Raw genomic sequence first — 12,859 nt, 5'->3', positions numbered from 1 at the left:
GATACATTAATTTTGCAGGTAATTTATTTTTTAATAGTTACCTGCTTTTTAACGTTTATAGGTTTATTTATATAAAGGAATATTTAACACGTTTTGTACATAATCGGAAATTACCGGAATAACTTTTTCAGGCTTCAATAAAAGATAAAAAGGTTCAGGTGTTTTTAGAATCTCTTTAACAGAGTGTTGTTTGTATATTTCGGGGTTTATATCTGTAAGGTGAAAACTTTGATGTATAAACAAATTTTCATAACAGCCCCAGTCTTTCCGGAATTTATGTGGGGAAAAGATTGAAAATGTAGGTTTTAAGAGAGCTTTTGCGATATTTACCGCTCCCCCTTCATTAGCAATAAGAGCATCTGAATTTTTTAAAATAGCTGCAAATTCTCTTACTGAAGATCCCAATATAGATGTAAATATCTTATCTTTTTGTGAAACCGAAGAAAGGATTTGATCTACATCTTTTTGTTGAGAAGGTACGTAATTAAACAATATATTAATATCAAAATTTTCAAGTAAAAAATTGGTCAATTCTGCCATATAGGCTAAAGGCCAGGACTTATCCAGGCTGCTTCCTAAAACACCCAGTATAATAACCGGTTTATTAAAATTAACCCCCTCCTGGGACATATAGTCTCTGGCGTTATTTATTTCTTCATCGGTAAGAAATATTTCCGTCTGAAAATCAATAGTCGTAAAATCTTTAAAGAATGGAGATAATAATAAACATCGGTTTTCAATGGAAGTACAATGAATAAGCATAGGTTCTTTTTCTTCTTTATAAACATCTGTATAAAAATGTTTGAAAAAGGGTTTGTCGAAGCTGATTTTTTGCTTAGCGCTGGAAAGCAGAGTAATAAAACGGCTTTGTAACTTTGCATAGGGATCAATTAATATATCATACTTTTCATTTCTGATTTGTTTGGTATATTTCCAAAGAACCGAAATTTTTTTTAGTTCTTGGTCATCAAAGGTAATAACTTTATCTATGTATGGGTTATTCTCTAATATACTTACGGCTTTATCATAGCAAAAAAAATGAACACTAAGGTCAGGAATGCTTTTTTTTAAATTTTTAGCCAGTACACTGGCTACCAAAACATCTCCTATAAATTTGTTTTGAATGATAAGTGCTTTTTTCAATGGATTAAATTTTAGATGGTAATACAGATGAAAATAAAATAAAAATTTCGATAGTTAATGTCAATATATGAAAAAAATTATTCATAGTTTAAGACATAGGCCATGTAATAATTGTTGATTTTTTTGTATCGGGCATAATACTTTACGCTGGCTTTTTCATCAATAATCCAGCAGGTGATGGGTTTATCACCCTTTAAACTGAATGGTTCCACCCTGTAATGATTTAAAAAAGACCATAAGTTTCCCTGGTGTATTTTATATAAAGCTTCTTTTAGTCCCCAGATGATATGAAAATAATCTTTTTCCTGTTCTTTAGGAATAAATTTAAATTCATCTTCACGAATAAACTTATATTTAATGTTATTAATTTTATTATCTCTTTCCAGCTCAATGTCTACTCCTATATTAAAAGAGGAGGCACCTACGCAAACCATTCCGTGAGAATGAGTGACAGAGATGTTATATGTACCTTCAACGAAAGGTTTTCCTTCGGGGGTATATTGCACTTTTTCATCCAGTCCCAGAGCCATAAGACAGGCTCTAAGTCCAAGATACTCACGTTTCCTTTTAGGAGTTAACGATTCATATCTTTCTTGACGCTTATTGTTCAGTTTGAGAATACGAAGCAATTCTTCATTGGTCTCGCTTACTTTCCATGTAACAATTCTGGTGAAATAGTCTGGTATAATAAAGTCTACGATGGGCATTCTGTGGTGAATTGAAAAGTAAATATAAGAAATAAACTACTTATACACCAAATATGTCTGAAATTCCTATATTTCAGAATTAAAATAGACTTTATAATAGAACATTTTTTTCTCATCATCATACCCCTGTTCCATGAAGTCTTCAGAAGATTCAGGTGAGTTTATATCCAGCTTAATCTGTATGTTGGTATCCAGTTTAATATCAGTTTTAATCTTTCTTTTTTCCCGGTTTAAGGCAGGAGTAGATACATCAAATATTTGAGAAAACTCAATATTGGAAGACTCAGCATAATCTTTTTTATAATTTTTAAATTCTTCTGCTACCTCATACGTATCCAATATTTCTTTTTCAAGAATTTCTTCGGTTATAGTTTCATTTTCGTTAAAAACCTGAAGGCAATTACTTATAAACTCTGTCTGGGCTTTTTTTCCTTTCTCTTCAAAAATAACTTGCTGAGAAAAATCAGAGAGCAGATTGATGTAATTCTTTGTCTGATAAGAGTCATCCTTAATGTAGTCTACATCTAAAAAAGATTTTTTCCAGTATTCCGATTCAACACGTGCATCATCATGTATTAACGAAAGGTAACCGGAGTCTTTTTGAACGTTAAGAATGATACACCCTTTATCCAGAGATGAATTTAAACGATATCCTTTTTGAATTGCGCATTCTACAATATCAGAATGTCTGAATCGCAAAAATTTATTTTTGTTTTCGAGTTTAAAAATACCGATGCCGGATATTTTAGATTCCTGACCCGTATCAATACCTTCCAGCAAAGCGATAAAAACCTCGCCACTTTTTATCTGAGGGTGATTGGATCTTTCATAAAGATGATCCAGTACTTTGTCTGAAAATTCAACAAAGTCTATAGAATCATCAAACATTTCTTTGCAGAGAGAATATAATATATTAAAGTTGATATCTTGAGTATAATGAGTAAACTGATAGTATTCCGTCAATTTTTTAAAAGGAGACATAAAAAAAGGAAGAAGTTCTTCCTCTTCTTTTTCATTGAGATGGAATAAATCACCGGCATAGGTGTTTTTTTCTTCCCGTAATTTATTTCCAACAGATTGCAATGTTAATTTGGTTATCACTGCAGTTTTCAGATTAATCATCATAATTATAGACTTGAAACGAAATGCAAAAATAACTTTTTAAAAAAATACAATTCAACGAAAATTAAATTAATTTAAAAAAATAGATAATTAACTTTTTAATCTTCCAGACTTTTAAATTCTCCTTGTGATGAGAAGAGCAGTTCCAGCCCGTTAGATATTTTTATTTCCTGTCTTCCGAAATTTTTCCTTTCAGCTTTTAAAATTTGAGTACCGGGAAAGTGGGAGGCTAGATAAAATCCGATTTTTTGAGAAAAAACGGAATAATCAATGGTAGCATATTTTGCATCAATCTCTGTCCAGTTTCCTTGAGAATCAAAATTTATTTCCATTCCATGGGTAAATTTGACTTCATATTTTGTACTAAAAAATTTCTGCTCTCTAATTATATAATTTAAATTATGATGAGCATAATGACGTTGAATAAATGCTGAGGCTTTCTCAGGTAACTGGTCTTTCGTTACAATGGTCTCACCTACGGAATAAAAACGCATAGAGATAAAAACTATGGAGGCACAAATTAAAATTCCTAGAACTATTATTTTGTATTTCATTACAACTAATTTTAATAACGGGATACAAACCTAAATGTAAATTTAGGAAAGAATTAGGAATTTAATTTTCAGGCACAGAGAGTTAAATATAATGTTCAAATCTTTTTTGAGAATAATAAGAAATTTGAAATTCATTATTTTCTGACAAAAAACCCAAGGCTAAAGATAATTTTTCATTTAAGTTGGAAACCCCTACTTTATCATTTATATGTTCATTAATAGGTTCTTCCAGTACTTCTATAACAATAGCCGGTTGATTATATTCGGGTTTTTTTCTGTTTTTTAGACCTGTCTTCCATTGTACTAAATCGCCAACTTCAAAAACAGATTTTTTATTATAATTTTTTGCTATGTTTTTTAACTTAGAAATATATTCCTCGTTGGCATTATTATCTTGCCGGTTGAGAATTTTAGGTTCAAATTTATTTTTAATAAGATTGTTTTTTCTTACAGAAAGCTTTGTATTTTCTTCCATTTATAAAAGAATTTATATTTTTATTTTCTAACATACAAGTAACATTAAGCATAAAGCTTACTCCATAAAATATTAAGAGAATGATATCTCATACATATACAGGTTAACAGCATAGATTGTATATGTTAAAGGACTATACAAAGAGTTGAAAATGTTATTAATCAATAGTTTGGAGAGGTGAAGTAATAAAGAGCGAATTTTTTTATTACATATTATTGAAAAATAAGTTATCGGACAACAACGTTTTGCAAATAAATTAATTAATTTTATTATTAGTTAAATTTAAAATCATAGTATTTTTTTATTAATGATGTATTATTATATATTTATTACCTTATAATGAAAAAGAAATGTTTGCAAAATTAAACAATATTTTATAATAAATGTATTATTTAGGTAAAATAAATAAATTTTAACATATTATATACTGATTAACAAAATGATATGTAAATAAAAGTATTAAAACAAAATAAATCTTTTTTTATATTAAAAGACTTTATATGATCCGTTGAATAAATTTAAAAAACACTGAGCAAATGGCTTAATATTTAATGGATTAAAGAGAGAATAAACAACAGAGTTGTAATTATATTGTAAAAAACTAATTATATAATTTGGTAAATTTTAAAACTATGAAAATCATTAAAAGTATATTGAATAGATAATTTAGGATAAGAGTTAATTATTGTTTTAACTAAGGATAAGCCTAAGCCTGTAGACTGGGAGTCATTCGAATTTCTGTAAAATCGGTTAAAGATGAGTTGTTCGTCAAGTACTGTTTGAATACTGGTATTTTGTATGAGGAAATAGTCTTGGCTTATAGTAATAATAATTTTACCTGTAGGGTAATTATGGATAATGGCGTTTTTTATCAAATTATTAATCAAAGTTATAGCAAGCCCTTTATTCATATTAAATTCAAAATTACCAATCTCTGTAAGTTCGATTGAAATTTGTTTATATTCAGCAAAGTCAGTAAAATCAGTTAAGCTGTTTTTAATTATATCATTAAAAGATATATTTTCATTTTCATGAAACTGGTTATTTTCAATACGGGTCAGCAGTAATAAAGATTTATTAAGTTTAACCAGACGATTTAAACTGTTGGTAATAGAAGAAATTCCTTCTAATTGTTTTTCTGTAATTTGAGGATCTTCCGCTAAAAGTTCTAGTTTATTGATGGATATAGCTAATGGAGTTTGAAGCTCATGAGCGGCATTAGATATAAACAATTTTTGTTGATTGAAGCTATTCTCGTTTCGGATCATCATTTTTTCAATTTCATTTTCCAAGTCTTTAAATTCTTTAATCTTTGTTTGAGTGGATGTAAAGCTGGATTTATTTCCCGGAATATATTTTTTTAATTTATTTAATAAATCATAAAATGATTTCCATACCTTTTTTAATAAAATATAATTTAATAAAAAAATGCTTATTATAAGAACCAGATATAAAACCAATAAAGCAATACTTAAATCGGCAAGTAAATCATCTTCTTCAATCATAGAAGTTTTCACTTCCAACTTATAAGGGTTATTATCAGAATCGTAGAAATAAGCGGTTAATAATCTTACAGGCTCATCTTCGTCATCAAACTCCAGATATTCCTGAGTAGTAATAATTTTGCTTTTAGAAGGATAATCACCTTCCGGCATAGGAGTAATTCTGAAATTATTAATTCCGAATTCCCGGGTATTTAAAATTTCAGGATCTTTATATGCTTCCTTAATAATTTCAATTTTAGAGTTTTTGAGTCCATCATCTATATTATCATACACTTCATCTAAAATAAAAGCATAAAAAAGAGCAGCCCAAAGAGAAATTACAAGTAAGAGTGCAATCGTAAGGTATTTCAGTGTATAATTATGTAAACGCATACAAAAAGTAAGATTAAATCATTTTGTATCCTAAACCATATACCGCTTGAATATTGATGTCGGCTTCATGATCCTTAAGCTTTTTTCGTAAATTTTTTACCTGGGAATAAACAAAGTCCAGGCTGCTTGCCTCATCCATATAATCGCCCCAAACATGTTCTGCAATAGCTGTTTTAGATATTAACCGGTTAGGATTTATAAGGAAATAATAAAGTAGATCAAACTCTTTTTTAGTAAGATTAAGTAAAGAAGAATTTACTTCAACCGTTCTGTTTTCAGGAGACATTTTAATATTGTTCCATACAATTAAGGATTGTCCGTTATGATTGTTTCTTCTAAGCACGGATTTTATGCGGGCATGAAGTTCTGCAAGATGAAAAGGTTTAGTCAGATAATCATCAGCACCTAAATCTAATCCTTCAATTTTATCGTCCAAAGAATCCTTTGCAGAAATTATAATTACAGAATCCTTTTTACCCTCATTTTTTAAATTTTTCAATAAGTCCATACCACTTCCATCAGGAAGCATAATATCAAGAAGAATACAATCATAATCAAAAGATATGATTTTGTCTAACCCGGTCTTATAATTATTGGCAGATTCAACAATATGCATTTCTTTTTCCAGGGATTGGCAAATCACTTGGCATAATTCCGGTTCATCTTCAATTACAAGTATTTTCATATTATTCAATTAAAGAATGTAAAAATACACATTTTATTTATGGCATTAAATCCCGGTAAATTACTAAATAAAGTATATTTGTATACTATTTCGTATCAAATTAATATACCTATATAAATATGAAAAATTCACAAGCTATTATTCTAATACACTGCCCTGATCAGCCCGGATTGGTTGCTGCTGTTACAGATTTTATTAATGTTAATGGGGGGAATATCATCAATCTGGAACAACATGTAGACAAGCAGGAAAATCAGTTTTTTATGCGTATAGAGTGGGATCTTTCAAATTTTGTTATTCCCAGAGACAAGATAGAAGACTATTTTGAAACCTTATATGCAAAAAAATACAATCTTACTTTTAGCTTGTATTTTAATGATTATAAACCTAAAATGGCAGTTTTTGTATCTAAAATGTCTCACTGCCTGTTTGATATACTGGCAAGATATACGGCAGGGGAGTGGAAGGTAGAAATACCGTTGATAATAAGTAATCATGAAGATTTACGATGGGTGGCAGAAAAATTCGGGATTAAATATTATGTTTTAAAAATTAACAGTACAAATAAAGAAGAAATAGAAGCAGAGCAAAAGCATTTGCTGGAAGAAAACCAAATTGATTTCATAGTACTGGCCCGTTACATGCAAATATTGTCTGATCAATTCATTATAAATTATCCCGATAAAATTATAAATATACATCATTCGTTTTTACCCGCTTTCGTAGGAGCACGGCCTTATCATGCTGCATATGAGCGTGGAGTCAAGCTTATAGGAGCTACAAGTCACTACGTTACCGCAGAGCTGGATGCAGGGCCGATTATAGAACAGGATATAACCAGAATAACACACCGGGATAGTGTTCAGGATTTAGTTCGAAAAGGAAGAGATTTGGAAAAAATAGTTTTATCCCGGGCTATAGAAAGTCATATTAACCGGAGGGTTTTGGTTTATAAGAATAAAACCATTCTGTTTTCATAGTTTACTATGTTGCTCATAGCAATTATTGTGGAGCATATAGAGAAGCAAACTTATAATTATTTTATATTTGCAGACATTTATTCAAATTTTAATAATGAGTACTACTTTAGAAAAAGAAATACACAGGCGTAAAACCTTTGGAATTATTTCTCACCCCGATGCAGGTAAAACCACACTTACTGAAAAATTGTTGCTTTTTGGAGGCGCTATTCAGGAAGCAGGAGCTGTAAAAAGCAATAAGGTAAAAAAAGGAGCCACTTCGGATTTTATGGAAATTGAAAGGCAAAGAGGTATTTCTGTAGCTACTTCGGTATTGGCTTTTGAATATAAAGGAAAGAAGATTAATATTCTGGATACTCCCGGACACAAAGATTTTGCAGAAGATACCTATAGAACTTTAACCGCCGTAGATTCGGTTATTGTGGTTATAGATGTGGCTAAAGGAGTCGAAGAACAAACAGAAAAGCTGGTTGAGGTCTGTAGAATGAGAAACATACCTATGCTTGTTTTCATTAACAAATTAGACAGGGAAGGAAAAGACGCTTTTGATTTGCTTGACGAAGTTGAGCAAAAATTAAAACTGAAAGTTACCCCTTTGTCCTGGCCCATAGGTATGGGATTAGATTTTCAGGGAATCTATAACATGTGGGAAAAAAAATTAAAATTTTTCACAGAAGAAAGAAAGCAAAAAATAGGAGACACCATTGAAATTGAGGATATAAACGATCCCTCACTTAACGAATGGGTAGGAGAAAAAGCTGCGGAAAATTTGAGAAATGATCAGGAGTTGATAGCATCTGTATATCCGTCTTTTTCTAAAGAAGAATATTTGAAAGGAGCATTACAGCCGGTATTTTTCGGTTCTGCTTTAAATAATTTTGGTGTTCAGGAACTTTTGGATGCCTTTGTGGAGATAGCCCCTAATCCGTTACCTAAAATGAGTGATGTTCGGTTAGTTAAACCTGAAGAAGAAGGATTTACAGGTTTTGTTTTTAAAATTCATGCTAACATGGACCCTAAACATAGAGACCGTCTTGCGTTTGTCAAGATAGTATCGGGAACATTTAAAAGAAATACAAACTATCTTCATGTTCGTCAGAATAAAACAATGAAGTTTAGCAGTCCGGCAGCTTTTTTTGCAGATAAAAAAGAAGTGGTGGAAGAAAGTTTTCCCGGCGATATTGTCGGGTTGCACGATACAGGAAATTTCAGGATTGGAGACACCCTTACAGAAGGTGAAAAATTAAACTTTAAAGGAATCCCTTCATTCTCTCCCGAACATTTCCGGTATATTAATAACGATGATCCAATGAAAACCAAGCAGCTGGCCAAAGGAATAGATCAGCTGATGGATGAAGGGGTTGCTCAGCTCTTTACAATGGAAATAAACAATCGTAAAATTATAGGTACTGTAGGAGCCCTTCAGTATGAAGTAATACAATATAGATTGGAACATGAGTATTCAGCCAAATGTAGTTACGAACCCGTTCATATACATAAAGCCTGCTGGGTGGAATGTGATGATGAAAAATCGGAAGAATTTTTAGAATTCAAACGAGTAAAACAAAAATTTCTGGCCCGCGATAAATTTGGCCAGTTAGTATTCCTGGCAGATTCAGCCTTTAGCATTACTATGACTACGGATAAATATCCTTCCGTAAAACTGCACTCAACCAACGAATATTAATCCAATAATATAATAAAAAAGAAAGAGAGGTAATTTTTACCTCTCTTTTTTTGTTATCTTACCACGTAAAAAGCAATACCTTCAGCTTGATAGCCGTATTTACCACCGGCAACTTCCGAGCTGTTTATAGTGTAAAAATGGTCTGGTTTGTTACCCCCTTTATAATATCTGTAAACAGGAATTGTATTGGGCTGTGCGCTTTGATAAGCATATCCGGTAATTCCTTCATATCTCCAGCCACCCTGGCCACCGCCTTTCAGCTCATTCCAGTTTAATGTAGACAAACGATCTCCGTTAATACTATTAAAATATCTGTAAATAGGCAGAGTATTACTTACCTGCTGAGAATAGACCTTACCTAATACACCTTCATAATACCTGTTGCCTAATTCTGCAAAATTAGAAGTATAGAAATGCTGAGCATTAATATTATATCGATATAAATTTCTAAGTTCAGCACTTGGTTTAGGCTTAGGATATTCCTGAGAAATAAAGTTTTTATCAGTTGCAGATAAAGCGGTATTCCATCCGCTGGACCATCCGTTCAAAGTTAATGAAGCAGGAAAAGAATACAGCATAATCGATTGACTGTCAAAAGATGAATAATTGGTTACCGTGCTGCTGTATTTGTTTATAATATTATTATCTACCTGTGCAGTGGTCCAGTAATTAGGAGCACCCCCATAATAAGAATAAACTTTGGCCTTGTTCCACTGGATATTGGCTGCCGGATTCTGATGCTCGTGTATAAGTCCTAAAGCATGTCCGAATTCATGAATTACGGTTCTTGAAAATTCAGTGTCCGGCGTAGAGTTGTTAAACCAGCCAAAATTCATAGAAGGCTTGCTTTGGTCAATTCGTTTTGAATCTGTGCCTAAATAAGACCAGGATCCCCCGCTGTTATCAAAGTTAATTCTTATATCTGCACTCTGATTTGCATTTACATATACAAATTTAAGGTTGGCATATTGCATCCATTGATTGGCAAATTGCTTTACTTTGTTTTGTAAAAAAGCATTACCGTTTAAAAATTTGATAGTAATAGTTTGTCCGTTTTCCCATTTTTTTGACTTCAATAAAGCTCCGTGAGTAGTTAATTTGGGATTTTCTAAAAGATCTTCCGGTACAATAGCATCTAAACATAGATGTTCTTTGGCATTTGATTGAATATCGGTTGAGGATACCGGATTAATAGATTCGTCGCTACACGACGATAAAAATAGCACGCATGCTATAAAGAAAAGGTTAAAATAGTTCTTCATGATAATTATTTGTTTTAATTTAACCAAATATAATAATTTTTATTTGTAAATTATCTTGAAATATTATATTATTAAAAACTTGCTAATATATCTTAATCCTTGCAGACCTTTGCTACAGTTGAAAATTCAGCATGAGTATAAAAAGACAGCTAAAGGCTTGGTCATTCTTATATTCAGAGGAAGAGCAGAAAATAAAGACTTATTTATGTAAGAAAAACAGGATTTTTTTTGTCATTATGTCATATATTTAACGAAGGCGTCTGACAAATAATTCTAAATTACTTCATGGCATAATCATTGAAAATAGTTACAGTGAAATTTTAATATCATTAATTTAGTAATAAAAGAAAAAACATAAATATGAGCAAAATTATTGGAATAGACTTAGGAACTACCAACTCATGTGTGGCAGTTATGGAAGGAAGCGACCCTACTGTTATAACTAATGCAGAAGGAAAAAGAACCACTCCTTCAGTAGTGGCTTTTATGGAAGATGGAGAAATTAAAGTAGGAGACCCTGCAAAAAGACAAGCGGTGACTAACCCTCACAACACTGTTTATTCTATAAAAAGATTTATGGGAACTAAATATTCATCTGATGCCAGTGAAGTATCCAGAGTTCCTTATAAAGTAGTAAAAGGTGACTCAGACACACCCAGAGTAGATATCAACGGAAGATTATATACACCACAGGAAATTTCAGCCATGATTCTTCAGAAAATGAAAAAAACGGCAGAAGATTTCTTAGGAGAAACTGTAGACAGAGCGGTAATTACCGTACCTGCGTACTTTAACGATGCACAAAGACAAGCAACTAAAGAAGCAGGTGAAATTGCAGGGTTAAAAGTAGAAAGAATTATAAATGAGCCTACAGCCGCAGCATTGGCCTATGGGTTAGATAAAGCACACAAAGATCAGAAAGTAGCGGTTTACGATTTAGGAGGAGGTACTTTTGATATTTCTATCCTGGATTTAGGAGACGGAGTTTTTGAAGTATTATCTACCAACGGAGATACACACTTAGGAGGAGATGACTTTGACGATGTTATCATCAACTGGTTGGCAGGTGAATTCAAATCAGCAGAAGGAGTAGATTTAAAAGCAGACCCTATTGCTTTACAACGATTAAAAGAAGCAGCAGAAAAAGCGAAAGTAGAATTATCATCCTCTGCACAAACAGAAATTAATTTACCTTACATCACTGCAACAGCTTCAGGGCCTAAACACTTGGTTCAAACTTTGACTCGTGCAAAATTCGAGCAATTGGCAGCTGACCTGGTTAAAAGATCTATGGAGCCTTGTAAAAAAGCATTGGAAGATGCAGGATTAAAAACTTCAGATATAGACGAGGTTTTATTAGTAGGAGGTTCTACCCGTATTCCTATTATACAGGAAGAAGTGGAAAAATTCTTCGGAAAAAAACCATCCAAAGGAGTGAATCCGGATGAGGTGGTTGCCGTAGGAGCCGCTATTCAGGGAGGGGTATTAACCGGAGATGTAAAAGATGTATTATTATTAGACGTAACTCCGTTATCTTTAGGTATTGAAACCTACGGAGGAGTTTTCACTAAATTAATTGATGCCAATACGACCATCCCTACCAAAAAATCGGAAACTTTCTCTACCGCAGCAGACAATCAGCCCGCTGTAACCATTAGAGTAGGACAAGGAGAAAGACCTATGTTTAACGATAACAAAGAAATCGGTAAATTTGATTTAGTTGACATTCCACCGGCACCTAGAGGAGTTCCTCAAATCGAAGTTACTTTTGATATAGATGCTAACGGTATCTTAAGTGTATCGGCTAAAGACAAAGGTACAGGTAAAGAGCAATCCATCAAAATACAGGCTTCTTCCGGTTTAAGCGAAGCGGAAATCGAAAAAATGAAAAAAGAAGCAGAAGCAAATGCTGAAGCAGATAAAAAACGTAAAGAAGAGGTTGATAAGCTGAATGCTGCTGACGGAATGATTTTCCAAACGGAAAAACAAATAAAAGAATTTGGAGACAAATTACCGGCAGACAAAAAACAACCGATTGAAGATGCCTTGGCAGAATTGAAAAAAGCCCATGAAAGTAAAGATATTGCTGCTATAGACGTAGCAATGGAAAAAATTAATACGGCATGGACAGCCGCATCTGAAGATTTATACAAAGCAGGTCAAAACCCTGAGGCAGCTGCCGGAGCACAACAAGGCGCAGATCAGGCAGGTGCAGGACAACAAGGGGGAGATAATGTAGAAGATGTTGACTTTGAAGAAGTAAAATAAGAAAAGATTACAAACGATAATCAAAAATAAACAAACCGCAGTAAAGCATATATTTACTGCGGTTTTTTCTTGTAAATATTTTTAGTTCGGTACTATAAG

At 32.3% G+C, this 12,859-nt stretch carries 12 protein-coding genes; 4 read left to right on the top strand and 8 right to left on the bottom strand.

Translation table 11 applies throughout. From position 1 onward, the window contains the following. Positions 1–63: 63 nt before the first annotated feature. The 7 genes from EOV51_RS14235 to EOV51_RS14205 all read right to left on the bottom strand — a co-directional run bounded on the left by EOV51_RS14235 (position 64) and on the right by EOV51_RS14205 (position 6,563). Positions 64–1,143, bottom strand: a complete 1,080-nt coding sequence (locus EOV51_RS14235) for a glycosyltransferase family 9 protein (protein ID WP_164875321.1) — start codon at positions 1,141–1,143, stop codon at positions 64–66. Between the two features lie 77 nt (positions 1,144–1,220). After that, the gene (locus EOV51_RS14230) at positions 1,221–1,850 is read right to left on the bottom strand and encodes a 4'-phosphopantetheinyl transferase family protein (protein WP_128153190.1); all 630 of its coding nucleotides are present in this window, start codon (positions 1,848–1,850) and stop codon (positions 1,221–1,223) included. Positions 1,851–1,916: 66 nt separating this feature from the next. Beyond that, the gene (locus EOV51_RS14225; RefSeq protein WP_228427645.1) at positions 1,917–2,975 is read right to left on the bottom strand and encodes a nucleoid-associated protein; all 1,059 of its coding nucleotides are present in this window, start codon (positions 2,973–2,975) and stop codon (positions 1,917–1,919) included. A gap of 95 nt (positions 2,976–3,070) precedes the next feature. Next, positions 3,071–3,526 carry a PepSY-like domain-containing protein gene (locus EOV51_RS14220; RefSeq protein ID WP_128153189.1) on the bottom strand — a complete coding sequence of 152 codons (456 nt, stop codon included), beginning with the start codon at positions 3,524–3,526 and terminating at the stop codon, positions 3,071–3,073. A gap of 82 nt (positions 3,527–3,608) precedes the next feature. Continuing rightward, positions 3,609–4,001 carry a hypothetical protein gene (locus tag EOV51_RS14215; RefSeq protein WP_128153188.1) on the bottom strand — a complete coding sequence of 131 codons (393 nt, stop codon included), beginning with the start codon at positions 3,999–4,001 and terminating at the stop codon, positions 3,609–3,611. A 605-nt stretch (positions 4,002–4,606) separates the two neighbouring features. After that, complete coding sequence (locus EOV51_RS14210) at positions 4,607–5,878, bottom strand: sensor histidine kinase (protein WP_128153187.1); 1,272 nt, start codon at positions 5,876–5,878, stop codon at positions 4,607–4,609. A 13-nt stretch (positions 5,879–5,891) separates the two neighbouring features. Next, positions 5,892–6,563 (bottom strand): response regulator transcription factor, encoded by a 672-nt coding sequence (locus tag EOV51_RS14205; RefSeq protein WP_128153186.1) that lies wholly within the window; start codon positions 6,561–6,563, stop codon positions 5,892–5,894. A gap of 119 nt (positions 6,564–6,682) precedes the next feature. Between EOV51_RS14205 and purU the strand changes: the two genes are divergently transcribed. Both purU and EOV51_RS14195 read left to right on the top strand, forming a co-directional pair. Next, complete coding sequence (purU, locus tag EOV51_RS14200; protein ID WP_128153185.1) at positions 6,683–7,543, top strand: formyltetrahydrofolate deformylase; 861 nt, start codon at positions 6,683–6,685, stop codon at positions 7,541–7,543. Positions 7,544–7,637: 94 nt separating this feature from the next. Next, entirely contained in the window at positions 7,638–9,230 is a 1,593-nt protein-coding gene (locus EOV51_RS14195) for a peptide chain release factor 3 (protein ID WP_128153184.1), read from the top strand. Positions 9,231–9,283: 53 nt separating this feature from the next. Here EOV51_RS14195 and EOV51_RS14190 read toward each other — a convergent pair whose 3' ends face one another. Then, on the bottom strand, positions 9,284–10,492 hold the full coding sequence (locus EOV51_RS14190) for a M12 family metallopeptidase (RefSeq protein ID WP_128153183.1): 1,209 nt from the start codon (positions 10,490–10,492) through the stop codon (positions 9,284–9,286). Positions 10,493–10,571: 79 nt separating this feature from the next. Here EOV51_RS14190 and EOV51_RS14890 point away from each other — a divergent pair, with 79 nt between their 5' ends. Continuing rightward, the gene (locus EOV51_RS14890; RefSeq protein WP_262901878.1) at positions 10,572–10,703 is read left to right on the top strand and encodes a hypothetical protein; all 132 of its coding nucleotides are present in this window, start codon (positions 10,572–10,574) and stop codon (positions 10,701–10,703) included. Between the two features lie 149 nt (positions 10,704–10,852). After that, on the top strand, positions 10,853–12,760 hold the full coding sequence (dnaK, locus tag EOV51_RS14185; protein ID WP_128153182.1) for a molecular chaperone DnaK: 1,908 nt from the start codon (positions 10,853–10,855) through the stop codon (positions 12,758–12,760). Positions 12,761–12,859 lie beyond the last annotated feature (99 nt).

The organism is Apibacter raozihei (assembly GCF_004014855.1).
GTDB lineage: Bacteria > Bacteroidota > Bacteroidia > Flavobacteriales > Weeksellaceae > Apibacter > Apibacter raozihei.
This window is presented reverse-complemented; position numbering and strand designations above follow the sequence as displayed.